Raw genomic sequence first — 16,017 nt, 5'->3', positions numbered from 1 at the left:
TTTCATCGGATATATCGGGCATTCGCCCGGTCAGCGGCCGGGCCGGGAGGGGTGTCCATTGACGGTGGGCGAAACGCGCTGGAAACATCGGCACGTCTCGGTAGTGGGAGCGCTCCCACTTCGGTTCCGGACCTCGGTCCGGGGCCGCGGCCCCCATCCGGCGCTCCCACGACCGGGCTCCCACGCCGGGAGAAACCCCCGTCCGAAGGACCGCCCGTGACCCGAACGCCCTCGCCCCGGACCGCCTCGCCGCGACACCGCGCCACCAGGCCGTCCGTCTGGCTCGCCCTCGCCACGGCCGCCGCCATGGTGACCCTGACCCCCCTGCCCGCCATCGCCGACGACGGTCCCGAACAGATCGTCAACGGCACCTTCGAGAGCGGCACCGCCCCCTGGTGGGGCACCCCCAACACCACGCTGGAGGTCGAGGACGGACGGCTCTGCGCCGACGTCCCCGGCGGTACCGCCAACCCGTGGGACGTCATCATCGGCCAGGACGACATCCCCCTGGTCAAGGACGAGACCTACGCGTTCTCCTTCTCGGGCGCCGCGCCGCAGGGCGGGCCCAGGACGGTCAAGGCGCTGGTCCAGCTCCCGGTCGACCCCTACACCCAGTACCTGTCGGCCACCCCCGAGCTGGGCGCGACCGCCGCCGACCACCGCTTCACCTTCACCTCGCCCGTGGACCTGCCAGGCGCGCAGGTGGCGTTCCAGCTCGGGGGCAGCGCCACCCCGTGGAGGTTCTGCGTGGACGACGTCTCCCTCAAGGGAGGGGCCGAACCCGAGGTCTACGAGCCCGACACCGGGCCTCGCGTCCGGGTGAACATGGTCGGCTACCTGCCGGCCGGGCCCAAGCGGGCCACCCTGGTCACCGAGAAGACCGAGCCGGTGAGCTGGACGCTGAAGCGCGACGGCGAGGTCGTCGCCGAGGGCGAGACCGTCCCGCGCGGCGTCGACGCCAGCTCCGGCCAGAACGTCCACTCGATCGACTTCAGCCAGGTGAAGGCGTCCCTCACCGGGTACACGCTCTCGGCCGACGGCGAGACCAGCCGCCCGTTCGACATCGGCGCGGACGTCTACTCCGAACTCGGCACCGACGCGCTGAAGTTCTACTACACCCAGCGCAGCGGCATCGAGATCCTCGACGCGCTGCGCCCCGGCTACGGCAGGCCCGCCGGGCACGTCGGCGTCGCCCCCAACCGCGGTGACATCGAGGTGCCCTGCAAGCCGGGCGTCTGCGACTACACGCTGAACGTCAAGGGCGGCTGGTACGACGCGGGCGACCACGGCAAGTACGTCGTCAACGGCGGCATCTCGGTCCACCAGCTGATGTCCACCTTCGAGCGCACCAAGGCCGACCGCCTGCACGGCGACGGCGACCTGAACATCCCCGAGAGCGGCAACGGGGTGCCCGACATCCTCGACGAGGCCCGCTGGGAGCAGGAGTTCCTGCTGAGCATGCAGGTCCCCGACGGCCGCCCGCACGCCGGCATGGCCCACCACAAGATCCACGACGCCAACTGGACCGGCCTGCCGCTCCTGCCCCACCTGGACCCGCAGCCACGCGAGCTGCACGCGGTCTCCACCGCGGCCACCCTCAACCTGGCCGCCACCGCCGCCCAGGCCGCCCGGGTCTTCGCCCCGTACGACGCCGCGTTCGCCGCGCGCAACCTCGCCGCGGCCAAGAAGGCGTGGGCCGCGGCCAAGGCCGACCCGGCCCGCTACGCCGACCCGGCCGACGCGACGGGCGGCGGCGCCTACGACGACACCGACGTGACCGACGAGTTCTACTGGGCCGCGGCCGAGCTCTACCTGGCCACCGCGGGCAAGGAGTTCGCCGACCACGTGCTCGCCTCGCCGCACCACACCGGTGACATCTGGCGCGAGCGCGGCTTCGACTGGGGCCACACCGCCCAGCTCGGCCGCCTGCAGCTGGCGACCGTGCCCAACGCGCTGCCGGACCGGGCCCGGGTGCGCCAGTCGGTGCTGGAGGGCGCCGACCGCTACCTCGCCGTCCAGAAGGCCCACCCGTACGGCGTCCCGTACAACCCCGGCGACTACGACTGGGGCTCCAGCCATCTGGTGCTGAACAACATGGTGGTCATGGCCGTCGCCCACGACATCAGCGGTGAGGCCAAGTACCACGAGGGCGTGCTGGAGGGCCTGGACTACATCTTCGGCCGCAACGCCCTCAACCAGTCGTACGTGACCGGCTACGGCGAGGTCGCCTCCAAGAACCAGCACAGCCGCTGGTACGCCCACCAGCTCGACCCGTCCCTGCCCAACCCGCCGCGCGGCACCCTGGCCGGCGGCCCCAACTCCGCCATCCAGGACCCGGTCGCCCAGGCCAAGCTCAAGGGCTGCAAGCCCCAGTTCTGCTACATCGACGACATCGAGTCCTGGGCCACCAACGAGCTGACGATCAACTGGAACGCCCCGCTCGCCTGGATCGGCTCCTACCTGGCCACCCCGTCCCTGGCCGTCCCGCCGGGGACGTGCAAGGTCACCTACACCGGGCACGGCCAGTGGCCCGAGGGGTTCAACACCCAGGTCACCGTCACCAACACCGGCCCCAAGGCCATCGACGGCTGGAGCCTGAGCTGGTCCTTCCTGGGCGGCCAGACCGTGCGGCGGCACTGGAACGCCGACCTCGTCCAGGAGGGCGCCACCGTGACCGCCCGCAACCTCGGCTGGAACAAGGTGATCAAGCCGGGAGGGTCGGTCTCCTTCGGCTTCATCGGCGCCGAGGCGCCCGGCCCCAACCCCAAGCCCGAACGCCTCCTGCTCAACGGCGTCCCGTGCAAGTGATCCCCGCCGCCCGACGCGGGTGATCGATCCGGCCCGGCTCGGTACGTCCACGAGCCGGGCCGGGTCGTCTCCGGACGCCCGGCCGGGCGTCCTACACTGGGGCCCGTGATCGAGGACATCGTGGTGGACCCCGCCGTCGGCGCGCTCAGGCCGGACTTCGCGGTGCTGACGTTCGAGGTGCGGGGCCTGCGCAACGGGCCCAGCGACGACGCCTCCCGGGCCTGGCTGGCCGAGGCCGCCGAGAAGGCCACGGAGAGCGGTGACCCCAGGATCGAGGCGTGGCGGGAGGCCTACCGGGCGTTCGGCGCGAAGCCCCAGCGGACCAGGCCCTCGGTGGACGCCCTGATCAGGCGGATGCCCCTGCCGGAGATCAACCGGGCGGTCGACGCCTACAACGCGATCAGCGTCCGCCACGGCCTGCCGGTCGGCGGGGAGGACCTGGCCCGTTACGAGGGCCCGGCCCGCCTGGTGCGCGCGAGCGGCGACGAGCCGTTCGAGGTGATCGAGAAGGGCGAGCCCGGGATCGACCACCCGGAGCCCGGCGAGGTCGTCTGGCGCGACGACCGGGGCGTCACCTGCCGCCGGTGGAACTGGCGCCAGTGCGTGCGCACCCGGATCACCGAGGAGACCGTCGACGCTCTGTTCCTGCTGGAGAGGCTGGAGCCGATGTCCCTGCGGGAGCTGCGGGACGCCGGGGACGAGCTGGTCGCGCTGCTCGAAGATGTTACCCCGGGGATACGGGTGACCTCCCGCCTGGTCGGCCCCGCCTGATCAGGCCCGCAGGACCGTCCTGACCAGGGGACGAGCCCGATGACGGGCCCGCGGCGGGCGGTCGTTCCGGGCTCCGGCGGCAGGATCTGCGAGGAAGCGCGGACCGGACTGGCGCAGGTCCGGGCCGAGGCGAGTAACCTTGGACAGGTTCTCCATCATCAACGCCGATCTGCGGAAGAGGGCGATTTCCGCCGTGTCGTCTGAGTCGTCGCGGACAAACCCGCTGGCAGCCTTTGGCCAGAACGAATGGCTGGTCGACGAGCTGTACCAGAAGTATCTCCAGGATCCCGAGTCCGTCGATCGTGCCTGGTGGAACTTCTTCGCTGACTACAACCCTGATTCGGGGGCCGGCAGAGCCGCGCCCCAGGGGGCGGCGACCGCCGCGTCCACTCCTCCGACACCCGCCGCGCCCTCCGCCTCCCCGGACGGCTCCTCGGCCGAGCCCTCGAACGGGCCGTCGGGCGAGACGGCCGCGGCCCCGGCTCCCCAGGCGGCCCCCGCGACCACGGCGGCCACCACGGACACCCCGGCTCCGGCTCCCGAGGCCGCCGCGGTGAAGACCCCAGCGCCGGCGGCCCAGGCCGCCCCGGCGGACCGATCCAAGCAGGAGACGCAGTTGCCCGCCGGTGCCGAGGAAGTCCGACTACGTGGCGCGGCCGCCAGAACGGCCGCCAACATGGAGGCCAGCCTCGTCGTCCCGACGGCGACCAGCGTGCGGGCGGTCCCGGCGAAGCTGCTCATCGACAACCGGATCGTGATCAACAATCACCTGTCGCGCGGTCGCGGCGGCAAGGTGTCGTTCACGCACATCATCGGCTTCGCGGTGGTCAAGGCCCTGGCGGTCCTGCCGGAGATGAACCACTCCTACGCCGAGGTCGACGGCAAGCCGGTGCTGGTCAAGCCCGAGCACGTCAACCTGGGCCTGGCCATCGACGTGGCCAAGAGCGACGGCACCCGCCAGCTGCTGGTCCCGTCGATCAAGAACACCGAGACGATGGACTTCCGTCAGTTCTGGGTCGCCTACGAGGACGTGGTCCGCAAGGCCAGGGCCGGCAAGCTCGGCGTCGACGACTTCGCCGGCACCACGATCTCGCTGACCAACCCGGGCACCATCGGCACCGTGCACTCGGTGCCGCGCCTGATGCCGGGGCAGGGCACGATCATCGGCGTCGGCGCGATGGAGTACCCGGCCGAGTACCAGGGCGCCTCCCCCGACACGCTCTCCCGCCTCGCGGTGAGCAAGGTCATGACGCTCACCAGCACCTACGACCACCGGATCATCCAGGGCGCCCAGTCGGGCGACTTCCTGCGGCAGATCCACCGGCTGCTGCTGGGCGAGGACGGTTTCTACGACGAGATCTTCGAGTCCCTCCGGATCCCGTACGAGCCGATCCGCTGGGTCCAGGACATCTCGACCACCCACGACGACGACGTGGCGAAGTCGGCCCGCGTCATCGAGCTGATCCACGCCTTCCGGGTCCGCGGCCACCTGATGGCCGACACCGACCCGCTGGAGTACAAGCAGCGCAAGCACCCCGACCTCGACATCAAGTCGCACGGCCTGACGCTGTGGGACCTGGAGCGCGAGTTCGCCACCGGCGGCTTCGGCGGCCGGCCCCTGATGAAGCTGCGCGAGATCCTCGGCGTGCTGCGTGACTCCTACTGCCGCACCATCGGCGTGGAGTACATGCACATGCAGAATCCCGAGGAGCGGGCCTGGATCCAGGCCCGCATCGAGCGGCCGCACGCCAAGCCCGACCGCACCGAGCAGCTGCGCGTGCTGGAGCGGCTGAACACCGCCGAGGCGTTCGAGACGTTCCTGCAGACGAAGTTCGTCGGGCAGAAGCGCTTCTCGCTGGAGGGCGGCGAGTCGCTGATCCCGCTGCTGGACTCGGTGCTCAGCTCGGCGGCCGAGGAGCGGCTCGACGAGGCCGTGATCGGCATGGCCCACCGCGGCCGCCTCAACGTCCTGGCCAACATCGTCGGCAAGTCGTACGGGCAGATCTTCGGCGAGTTCGAGGGCAACATCGACCCGCGCAGCGCCCACGGCTCCGGCGACGTGAAGTACCACCTGGGCGCCAGCGGCGACTTCGTCTCACCGGACGGCTCCAAGCTCAAGACCTCGGTGGTGGCCAACCCCTCCCACCTGGAGACGGTCGACCCGGTCCTGGAGGGCGTGGTCCGCGCCAAGCAGGACCTGCTGGAGCGCGGCGAGGAGGGCTTCACCGTCCTGCCGGTGCTCGTCCACGGCGACGCGGCCTTCGCCGGCCAGGGCGTGGTGGCCGAGACGCTCAACCTGTCGCAGCTGCGCGGCTACCGCACCGGCGGCACCGTGCACATCGTGGTCAACAACCAGGTCGGCTTCACCACCAGCCCGGCCAGCTCGCGCTCCAGCGTCTACGCCACCGACGTGGCCCGGATGATCCAGGCGCCGATCTTCCACGTCAACGGCGACGACCCCGAGGCCGTGGTCCGGGTGGGCCGGCTGGCCTTCGAGTACCGCCAGGCGTTCCGCAAGGACGTCGTGATCGACCTCATCTGCTACCGGCGCCGCGGCCACAACGAGGCCGACAACCCCGGCTTCACCCAGCCGCTGATGTACGACCTGATCGACGCCAAGCGCTCGACCCGCAAGCTCTACACCGAGGCGCTGATCGGCCGTGGCGACATCACGGTCGAGGAGGCCGAGAGCGCGCTGCGCGACTACCAGGCCAAGCTGGAGAACGCCTTCGCCGAGACCCGCGCGGCCAAGGACCAGACCGGCGAGTTCTCCCGGCCGGTCGACCTGGAGACGGTCCCCTGGTCGCACGAGGACGTCACGACGGCCATCTCCGAGGAGACCGTCAAGCGGATCGTGGAGACCCAGCTCAACATGCCCGAGGGCTTCACCGTCCACCCGCGTCTGCTGCCGGTGCTGCAGCGCCGCGGGCAGATGGTGGCCGAGGACCACATCGACTGGGGCATGGGCGAGACGCTGGCCTTCGGATCGCTGCTGATCGACGGCCACCCGGTCCGCCTCGTCGGCCAGGACTCCCGGCGCGGCACGTTCACCCAGCGCCACGCCGTGCTGGTCGACCGGATCACCGGCGAGGAGCACACCCCGCTCAAGGCGTTCAACCAGGGCACCACGAAGTTCTACGTCTACGACTCGCTGCTCAGCGAGTACGCCGCGCTCGGCTTCGAGTACGGCTACAGCGTGGAGCGGCCCGAGGCGCTGGTCGCCTGGGAGGCGCAGTTCGGCGACTTCGTCAACGGCGCCCAGTCGATCATCGACGAGTACCTCACCGCGGGCGAGCAGAAGTGGGGTCAGCGCTCCGGCGTGACCCTGCTGCTGCCGCACGGGTACGAGGGCCAGGGTCCCGACCACTCCTCGGCCCGCATCGAGCGCTTCCTGCAGATGTGCGCCCAGGACAACATGACGGTGGCGCAGCCCACGCTGCCCGCCAACTACTTCCACCTGCTGCGCTGGCAGACGCTGTCGAACCGGCACCGCCCGCTGGTGGTGTTCACGCCCAAGTCGCTGCTGCGGCACAAGGCGGCGGTCTCGGCGGTCGGCGACTTCACCTCGGGGTCGTTCCAGGCGGTGCTGGGCGACCACGCGGCCGACCAGGGCGCCGTCCGCAAGGTCGTGCTGGTCTCCGGCAAGCTCTACTACGACCTGGCCGCGACCCGGGACAAGCTGGGCCGGGGCGACGTGGCGGTCGTCCGTCTGGAGCGGCTCTACCCCTTCCCGGGCGACTCGCTGGAGTCGGAGCTGAGCCGCTACTCCCCCGACATCGAGCTGATCTGGGCCCAGGACGAACCGGTCAACATGGGCCCGTGGCCGTTCGTGGCGCTCAAGCTGGCCGAGAACCCGCGCGTCTTCGGCGGGCGTTCGATCAGGCGCGTCTCCCGCAAGGCCAACTCCTCCCCGGCGACCGGCTCGCACGCGGCCCACGAGGCGGAGCTGCAGCAGATGCTGAGCGAGATCTTCGGCTAGGAGGACGGGCCCGTACGGCGGGCACGACCTCACCCGGAAGTCCCCCGCAGGAACCTCTGCGGGGGACTTCCCCGTTATGGCAGGTGCCGTCACCACGAGGAGAACGATGTATTTCACCGATCGGGGCATCGAGGAGCTCGTCGAGCGCCGCGGCGAGGAGGAGGTCACGGTCGCGTGGCTGGCCGAGCGGCTGCGCGAGTTCGTCGACCTCAACCCCGACTTCGAGACGCCGGTGGAGCGGCTGGCCACCTGGCTGGCCCGGCTGGACGACGAGGACGACTGAGGACGACCGGGGACGACTGGGGACAGCCGGGGACGTCCGCGAAGGACCATGACGCGACATATCTTGACCTTCTCGAAAACGCGACATATCGTGTCGTGGACAAGGAGGTCGTACCATGCGGCAATGGAGCGTCGAGAAACCGGAGCGGCTCACCTTCGACGCGGTGAGCAGGCTCAACGTGCGCGTCGTGGCGGGCAGGCTGGCCGTGCTGGCCGGTGAGGGCCCCGCCACGCTGGAGGTGACCGAGGTCGGTGACGCGCCGCTGCTCATCACGCACGACGACGACGGCGTCCTGACCGTCACCTACCGGGACCTGACCCGCGACGGCCTCCTGGACGGCCTGATGAGCCGGGTACGGGACGGGCTGGCGGGCGACCCGCAGGCACTGCGCGCGAGCGACCGGCGGGTGACGCTGACACTGACCGTGCCCGCCGACCGGCCCGTCAACGTGGGCACGGTCTCCGCCTCCGCGGTGATCTCCGGGTTCCGGGACCGCACCTCGGTCAAGAGCGTCTCGGGCGACATCGTGCTCGACGGGGTGAGCGGCGAGATCAGCGCCGACACCGTCTCCGGCGACACGGAGAGCCGCGGCCTGGTCGGGGACCTCTCCTTCAAGAGCCTCTCCGGGGACCTGACCGTGGCGCAGGGAAAGCCCCGGCGGCTGAGCGCCACCACCGTCTCCGGCCGGATCACCGCCGACCTGGAGCTCCCGCCGACCGGTCATGTGACGATGAACAGCGTCTCCGGCGACATCGTGGTCCGCCTCCCGCACGCCGTCGAGACCGACGTCAAGATCCGCTCCACCACGGGCAGGATCGAGACCACCTTCACCGGGCTCGACCACTCCGCCCAGGCCGGCATGAGCGCGCTGACCGGCCGGATCGGCGGCGGCATGGCCTCCCTGAGCGCGCACACCGTCTCCGCCGACGTCACCCTGCTGAAAGGAGGCCGGGCATGAGCCCCGTCTTCGGCCACGGAAGGCTCCGGCTCTACCTCCTGAAGCTGCTGGAGGAGAGCCCGCGCCACGGCTACGAGGTCATCCGCCTGCTCCAGGACCGTTTCCTGGGCGTCTACTCCCCCTCTCCCGGCACGATCTACCCGCGCCTGGCCCGGCTGGAGGAGGAGGGCCTGGTCACCCACGAGGTGGTGGACGGCAAGAAGGTCTTCACCATCAGCGACCGGGGCCGCGCCGAGCTGAACGCCCGCCTCGACGAGCTGGCCGAGCTGGAGGAGGAGATCTCCGACTCGGTCCGCGACATCGCCCGCGAGGTCAAGGAGGACGTGCGCGAGACGGTCAAGTCCCTGCGCGAGGAGCTCACCCAGATGGCGCGCGACGTCCGCCAGGGCGCCAGGCAGGAGGAGCGGCAGGCCAGGAACGACCACCGCGAGGCCTGGCGCGAGCAGAAGGACGAGTGGAAGCGCCAGAAGAGCGAGTGGAAGCGTCAGTCCGGCGAGTGGAAGGACGACTGGAAGCGCATCTGGGCCTCCGGGTTCACCGGTGAGGGCTCGTCCGCCGGGGACGACCGGCTCGGGCAGATGCTGGCCGAGTTCGTCGAGGAGGTCCGCAGGGACGCCGCGGGCTCACGGGTAGGCGAGGAGACCCTGGCCACCGCGCAGGACGCCCTGTACGACGCCGCCCGCCGGATCCGCGACACGCTCCGCTGAACCGGGCCGGTGAGCCGGATCGCCGGGCCGGTTCGGCGAGCGGGCCGGGGGATCTGATCGCCGGGCCGGTTCGGCGAGCGGGCCGGGGGATCTGATCGCCGGATCGGATCATCGGATCGGGGCACCGGGTCGTGTCAGGCGGCGCGCACGGCCCGGGTGAGCCGGTCCCGGGCCCGTGCCGCCCGCCTCGCCCGGTAGGCGATGGGCAGGTACCTGGCCCGTTCGGGCAGGTGCGGCATCGTCGCGGCGACCGCCCTGCCCAGCCGTCGCAGCCGCGCCTCGTCCCGGGCCGTCCACGACAGTCCCAGCTTCGCGCGGACGGCGTCCGGCAGCGTACCGACCGTGACGAAGTGGTTGACCCGGCCCGAGGTAAGGCCGAGCGGGCGCCACAGCGCCCGCAGCGGCCCCGGCAGCACGGGCGGCGGGCCCACGGTGAGCGTGGTCTCCAGCACGTCGCGCGCGGTGGGATGGTCCTCCAGCGTGCCGGCGACCATGTCGTGGAAGTAGTCCCAGTAGTCCTCGACCGTGGCGGGGAACATCCGCTCCGGCACCCTCAGGATCCGGCCCAGGCGGAGGACCTCCTCGTACAGGCGCCGTTCCTCCGACGGGGTGTAGGGCCGCTCGCCGAAGTACCTCAGCGTGGTGACGGCCCGCTCGAAGGCGGTCAGGTGCACCCAGGCGTACGGCTCCGCGCTGAGCGCGTGGTAGCTCCTGCCCCGGTCGTCGACCCCCCGGATGCCACGGTGCAGCTCGCGCAGGCGCCTGCCCTCCTCGGCGGCCCGCGGCCCGCCGTACACCCAGGTCTGCAGTGAGGTGAGCGAGCGGGTGAGCCGGCCCCACGGGTCGGTCCGGTAGACCGAGTGCTCGCCGATCGCGGCGCCGATCGCCGGGTGCATGACCTGCATGACGAGGCCCCCGCCGAGCAGGAACACCAGCCGCCGGTCGCCCATGCCCTCCCAGAGCAGGTCCCCGGGACCGAACGGTTCGGGGTCGCCGGGCGTATCGGACGGATGCCGTTCCCGGTGCGCGTGCCGCGAGGCGTCGGGGTGGTGAGGCGCTTCGGCGCAGCGGGGTGTTCCGGGATCGCGGGGCGCTTCGGAAGCGCGGCGCTCGGTCGAGTCGGTCATTCCGGACCTCCCGGGTGAGACATCGCTCACCTGCTTTTCTATCACCCGGTACGTCAGGAAGTAATTCATTACTTACCTCACCGGGCCGGACGGGGCGCATCCTCGTGATCCCCGGAGCGGGCCCGAGACCGGCGCCCGCGGCCGTCCTCCTCGTTCATCGTGCCCGTACCGGAGGGACCGGCACGGGCACATCGCCCCGGCTCAGCCCGGCAGGGTGAAGACGACCTTCCCGAACAGGTCGCCCTCGTGCATGGCCGCGAAGCCCTCGCGGGCCTCGGCCAGCGGCAGGACCCGGTCGATCACCGGCCGGGTCCCGGTCTGCTCCATGAAGCGGGCGAGCCTTCCGAGCTGGTCGCGGGTGCCCATGGTGGAACCGATCACCGACAGCTGCAGGAAGAACACCCGGTTCAGGTCGGCCGGTGGCACCGCGCCGCTGGTCGCGCCGGAGACCACGATGCGTCCGCCGGGGCGCAACGCCTTGAGCGAGTGCGCCCAGGTGGCCTGGCCGACGGTCTCCATCACCGCGTCGACCCGCTCGGGCAGCCGGGCGCCGTCCTCGAAGACCTGGTCGGCACCGAGCTCCAGCGCCCGCGCCCGCTTGCTCTCCGAGCGGCTGGTCGCCCAGACCCGGTACCCCCCGGCTCGGGCCAGCATGATCAGCGCGGTGGCCACGCCGCCGCCCGCGCCCTGGACCAGCACGGTCGAGCCCGGCTCCAGACCGGCCTTGTCGAAGAGCATCCGGTAGGCGGTCAGCCAGGCCGTCGGCAGGCAGGCGGCCTCCTCGAACCCCAGTCCCGCGGGCTTGGGCACGAGGTTGCGCCGGGGCACGGCCACCCGCTCGGCGAGGGTGCCGTCGTGCTTCTCCGAGAGCAGGGAGCGCTTGGGATCGAGCGTCTCGTCGGCACCGGTGCCGATCACCGCGTGCACGATGACCTCGTTGCCGTCCTCGTCGATCCCGGCGGCGTCCGTGCCGAGCACCATGGGGAGCTGCTCTGCGCGGATGCCCACCCCCTTGAGGGTGAACAGGTCGTGGTGGTTGAGCGAGGCCGCCCTCACCGTGACGGTGGTCCACCCGTCGGGCACCTCGGGTTCGGGGCGGTCGCCGAGCGTGAGACCGGCGAGCGGATTGTCGGGATCGAGCCGCGTGGCGGTTACAGCGAACATGGCCGCACCCTATGCCGTCCGCTTCACGGTCAGTCCGGCGATGGTCCGTTCGACGTGTCCCCGCTCTCCCGAGGCCGCCACGTACATCCCGTCCCGGCAGGCCTCCGCCGAGAAGCGGTGACGCTGCTCGACGACGGACAGCTCGATCGCCGCGACGTCACAGCGCGGCACCGGCACCAGCACCAGCAGCGTCTCCCGGGCCCCGCCGAACCACAGCTGCGGCCCCGCCTGCTCGCCGCCGACGATCTGCCCGGGGACGGCCAGCCGCAGGGGCGGCCTGGCGGTGAGCACCAGGTGGCCGTCCCGGGTCACCTTGCCACGCAGGTTGCGCGCCCAGAGCATGCGCTGCTCGAAGGTCATGCCGCTCTTGAGGTCGTGCAGCGCCACGAACCAGGGGTCGAACGCGAACAGCAGCGTCTCCCCCACGGCGGGACTCATGGGCTGCCAGAGCGTGACCTTCCCGGTCAGCTTCCTGATCATCGGCCGCCCCCGGGACACCCCGGCCGGGCCGCCCTGCGGGGCCGTCAGCCGCCGGTAGGAGTCGGGAACGCCGTCCAGCCACCCCGTCGTCACGGGCCGGACCCCCAGCCGGGCCAGGCCGAGCTCCGCCGGGTAGCCGATCTCCGCCGACGAGCCGTCGGGGAAGACCACGTCGAGGACCTCCCGGCCGTTCCGGAGGCGGGGCCGCGGGTGGAGCAGGTTGGGGACCTCCCGCTCGGCGGCCACCGACCGGGCGGGCTCGGGCGCCTGGACGTGGGGGACCGCGCCGGGCTCCCGCCCGGCCAGCAGGACCCCCACCGGGACCACCACGAGCGCCGCCAGCGCCGCGAGGCCGATCCAGCGCCGCGGTCCCCGCGGCGCCTTCGCCTCGATGATGTCGTACGGATCGCCGCCCACGTCCCAGGCCGCCTCTCACGAAAAGGTACGTCGCCGTCCCGCGTCCCCGGCGAGGCCGCCGTCCCGCGTCTCCCGGCGAAGCGACCCGGGAGTGCCCGTGGACGGGACCCTGAGCCATCCTGGGGTCGCCGGGGTCTCGGTCCCCGGCCCGGTAGCGTCACGAATCGGAATCGTTGTCCACCCGATCCCGCCGCGAGCCCGGTCTCACCAGGTCGCGACGTTCACCTGACCGTCGGGGGTCAGGCGCACGGCGACGCCGACCAGTTCCCGCGCCTCGGCCTCGGCGATCAGGTCGGGGTGACGGACGTGGGCGTAGGCCCGCCCGCCACCGGGCAGGTCGGCGATGAGGACGCCGCGCTCGGCCGCGCCGTCCCTGCCGTGCGCGACCGTGTACCCGGCGACCGTGGCGGGCCCCTCGTAGGAGGCCGCGATCGGCACCGGTTCCGCGGTGTGCACCGGCGCGGCGTCGCCCCCCACGCCGCCCGGCTCGGTGGACCAGACCGCGTAGGTGTGCTTGGTCAGGTGCATGCCCACCCCGGTGACCAGCCCGTGGCCCGGCGCGGCGCGCAGGCGGGCCGCCATCGCCGCGGTCGAGTGCAGGACGTAGTCGCTGGCCGGGCCGCCCGCGTACGGCAGGCCCCCGGTGACGGTCAGTCCGCGCGCGTCGAGCGGGTCGAGGCCGGTCGCGGCGCAGGCGGCACGGAGCGCGACGGCGAAGCAGCTGTAGACGTCGAGGGCGGACATCTCGTCGAGGCCGGTCCCGGCCCGTTCGAAGGCGGCCCGCGCCGCCGCGGCCATGGCGGGCGAGGAGCCGGGCCCGGGACGGGCGGCCACCTCCCAGGTGTCCTCGGCGTAGGCCCATCCCCGCAGGTAGAGGCGCCTGTCCCGGGGGATGCCGAGGCGGTCGGCGAAGCCGTCGCCGACCAGGATCGCGGCGGCGGCCTGGTCGACCTCCATGACCGCGACGGTGTTCCTGGTGTAGGGCCAGCCGACGAACCGGTTGGACGGCGACGGGGTGACCAGTTCCCCGGGTGTGCGGGCCCGCCGGTGCCAGGCGTAGGGGTTGGCCGCGGCGACCTCGGTCATCGGGGCCATCATCAGTCCCCGGTCGGTCCGCTCCCGCTCGTCGGACTCCCCGGCCGCCGCCCGCCGGGCCGTCTCCATGATCGCGTAGGTGTGCACCGGCAGGAAGAGCTCGTGGGCCAGCTCGACCGGGTGCGGGGGTCGCTCCCAGCCGTACGGCGGCTTGGGGTCGGCCGGGTGGCTCCACGCGACGCGCTCACCCGCCCTGCGCAGGGCCCTGCGGGTGGCCAGCGCCTCCGCGCCGGCGACCAGGGCGGCGTCCAGCTCGCCCCTGGCGATCATCGAGGCCGCCGCGCCGAGGAGCGTCTGCGGGGCCGTGCCGCTCACCTTCGAGTACACCCGGTGGCGGGGGCTCGCCCCGATCCGCTCGGCGAGCCTGGCCGCGGGGTCGTCGTACTGCCAGGACTCGGTGTAGACGACCTGGACCGAGCCGAGGGCGGCCAGCAGCCCCGAGGCCCCGCCGCCGGCGGGGAGCCCCGAGACGGCGTCGACGGCGGCCTCGCGGGCGACGAGCTCCCACAGGTCCAGCGGCTCGGGGCCCGGCTGCTCGCGGACCGTGTGCTGGGCGACGCCGACGAGACATGGGGTACGAGGGTCTCCGCTCATGCCGACATCCAACCAGAACATCATTCGGTTTAATAGTCGGGCGAGACCGGAGGTGACCGAGAAACCTTCGGTAATCGCCGTTACCGGTGATGTTCGAGGTGTCCGTGGTGTCACTCGAAACCCGCGTTGAGCTGCGGAAATACTTATTTGTTAAATGATAACAAATTGCTATTTCAATAACGGGATCGCATCGGATGGAACCGTCTCAGACTTTTTCCCGTCAATTCCTACCCGCCGCCTCGTCGCGTCAGTAACGTTCCGATCGTTTTCCCGGCCAGGAGAAGTCCCGTCTCCGGGCCGAGAGCGAAAGGAGTCCCATGTACCCCCGAGCACGGCGCCTCGCGATCCCCCTCACCGGCGTTCTCACGATCGCCGGAGTGATCGGCGCCACCACCACCGGCGCCGACGCCGGTACGGCCCCCAAGGACGTGGTCAGTTCCCAGGCCTCGGAGACGGCCGCGCAGGCCACCTCCTTCTGGTCGCCCGAACGGATGCGCAAGGCCACCGACGCCACCGACGACCTCGACCTGAGCATCAAGGGCGGCAAGGCCTCCGGCGCGGTGGCCCCCGACGGCCCCCGCGGGTCGGTCCCGCCGATCGGCGCCGAGGGCACGAAGTCCGCCAAGAGCAAGCAGGTCAACCTGCCCAACACCGTCGGACGCGTCTTCTTCACCCTGCCCGGTTCCAACCCGTCGGACCCGAAGAGCTGGAAGTACTGCTCCGGCAGCTCCGTGCAGGGCAAGTACCGCAACATGGTGGCCACCTCGGCCCACTGCGTCTACGACGTGAAGACCAACCAGTTCTACGACAACTGGGTCTTCATCCCGTCCTACTGGGACGGCAACCAGGCGTGGGACGGCAAGAACCCGTACGGCATCTACGCGGCCAAGTGGTTCAACGCGCACGACGACTTCGTCGTGAAGGAGGACTACGACTACGACTACGCCTTCGTCAACGTCCACTCCGGGTTCAAGGTGAACTGGGAGAAGGACTCGAGCGGCACGTGGAAGCCGGTCACCAAGAACGTCGGACGGCTCGGCGACAACGTCGGCGGGCAGGGCTTCGCCTGGAACCAGAAGGTGAAGAAGCCGGTCTTCTCCTTCGGCTACCCGGCCGGTCTGCACCCCGACGGCGACAAGCCCTACTCCGGGCGCACGATGAAGTGGTGCTACGGCACGACCACCGCCATGCCGGCCGCGCCCAAGTACAACGTCCAGGAGCACGTCGGCTTCAAGTGCGCCTTCACCGCGGGCGCGAGCGGCGGCCCGATGATCTACAAGTACAAGAGCTCCAGCCGCACCGGCTACCTGGTCGGCGTCAACAGCATCGCCTGGGACACCGACAAGAACGACCGGTACGACAAGATCTCGTCGCCGTACTTCAACGGCGACACCTACAAGGTCTACAAGGCCGCGTCCAACCGCTGGACCAAGTGACCCGCACGACCCCGCACGACCCGCGTGACCGCCATGACCGGCCGACCGCAGGCCATTCGGCCGGCCGGGAGTGACGACGCAGGGCCCGATCCCGGGAGGGACCGGGCCCTGCGTCCGGGACCGGGAGCCGCCCTCGTCCGGCGGACACACCGGCCACCGGAACGTTCCGTTCGGCCGACGGTCACGCGGAACGTCTCG

At 71.5% G+C, this 16,017-nt stretch carries 11 protein-coding genes; 7 read left to right on the top strand and 4 right to left on the bottom strand.

Annotated features, from left to right (window positions below):
• Positions 1-306: 306 nt before the first annotated feature.
• From ACZ6RT_RS06735 to ACZ6RT_RS06710, 6 genes are all read left to right on the top strand, one after another.
• Positions 307-2,808 carry a glycoside hydrolase family 9 protein gene (locus ACZ6RT_RS06735; protein WP_470152604.1) on the top strand — a complete coding sequence of 834 codons (2,502 nt, stop codon included), beginning with the start codon at positions 307-309 and terminating at the stop codon, positions 2,806-2,808.
• Positions 2,809-2,913: 105 nt separating this feature from the next.
• Positions 2,914-3,579 (top strand): B3/4 domain-containing protein, encoded by a 666-nt coding sequence (locus ACZ6RT_RS06730; RefSeq protein ID WP_399186616.1) that lies wholly within the window; start codon positions 2,914-2,916, stop codon positions 3,577-3,579.
• 193 nt (positions 3,580-3,772) lie between these two features.
• Positions 3,773-7,558 (top strand): multifunctional oxoglutarate decarboxylase/oxoglutarate dehydrogenase thiamine pyrophosphate-binding subunit/dihydrolipoyllysine-residue succinyltransferase subunit, encoded by a 3,786-nt coding sequence (locus ACZ6RT_RS06725; protein ID WP_470152486.1) that lies wholly within the window; start codon positions 3,773-3,775, stop codon positions 7,556-7,558.
• A 106-nt stretch (positions 7,559-7,664) separates the two neighbouring features.
• A complete protein-coding gene (locus ACZ6RT_RS06720) occupies positions 7,665-7,841 on the top strand; it encodes a DUF6104 family protein (RefSeq protein WP_344893721.1) in 177 nt (58 codons plus the stop codon).
• 115 nt (positions 7,842-7,956) lie between these two features.
• Positions 7,957-8,799: a DUF4097 family beta strand repeat-containing protein gene (locus ACZ6RT_RS06715; RefSeq protein WP_470152485.1), complete on the top strand. Its 843-nt coding sequence runs from the start codon at positions 7,957-7,959 to the stop codon at positions 8,797-8,799.
• Positions 8,796-9,506, top strand: coding sequence for a PadR family transcriptional regulator (locus ACZ6RT_RS06710; protein ID WP_399186619.1), 711 nt, complete (start codon positions 8,796-8,798; stop codon positions 9,504-9,506). Before ACZ6RT_RS06715 ends, ACZ6RT_RS06710 begins: the two co-directional genes overlap by 4 nt.
• 134 nt (positions 9,507-9,640) lie before the next feature.
• On the opposite strand, the gene ACZ6RT_RS06705 is transcribed toward ACZ6RT_RS06710, so the two are convergent.
• From ACZ6RT_RS06705 to ACZ6RT_RS06690, 4 genes are all read right to left on the bottom strand, one after another.
• Entirely contained in the window at positions 9,641-10,633 is a 993-nt protein-coding gene (locus ACZ6RT_RS06705; protein WP_470152484.1) for an oxygenase MpaB family protein, read from the bottom strand.
• A 201-nt stretch (positions 10,634-10,834) separates the two neighbouring features.
• Positions 10,835-11,797, bottom strand: coding sequence for a zinc-binding dehydrogenase (locus tag ACZ6RT_RS06700; RefSeq protein ID WP_399186621.1), 963 nt, complete (start codon positions 11,795-11,797; stop codon positions 10,835-10,837).
• Positions 11,798-11,806: 9 nt separating this feature from the next.
• The gene (locus tag ACZ6RT_RS06695) at positions 11,807-12,694 is read right to left on the bottom strand and encodes a hypothetical protein (protein ID WP_399186622.1); all 888 of its coding nucleotides are present in this window, start codon (positions 12,692-12,694) and stop codon (positions 11,807-11,809) included.
• Between the two features lie 204 nt (positions 12,695-12,898).
• A complete protein-coding gene (locus ACZ6RT_RS06690) occupies positions 12,899-14,383 on the bottom strand; it encodes an acetyl-CoA synthetase (protein ID WP_470152483.1) in 1,485 nt (494 codons plus the stop codon).
• A 317-nt stretch (positions 14,384-14,700) separates the two neighbouring features.
• Here ACZ6RT_RS06690 and ACZ6RT_RS06685 point away from each other — a divergent pair, with 317 nt between their 5' ends.
• A complete protein-coding gene (locus ACZ6RT_RS06685; RefSeq protein ID WP_399186624.1) occupies positions 14,701-15,819 on the top strand; it encodes a trypsin-like serine peptidase in 1,119 nt (372 codons plus the stop codon).
• The last annotated feature ends 198 nt before the right edge of the window (positions 15,820-16,017 follow it).

It is taken from the genome of Streptosporangium sp. NPDC050148, assembly GCF_055586505.1.
Note: the sequence above shows the minus strand (reverse complement) of the source record. Positions and strands in the feature narration are given on the sequence as shown.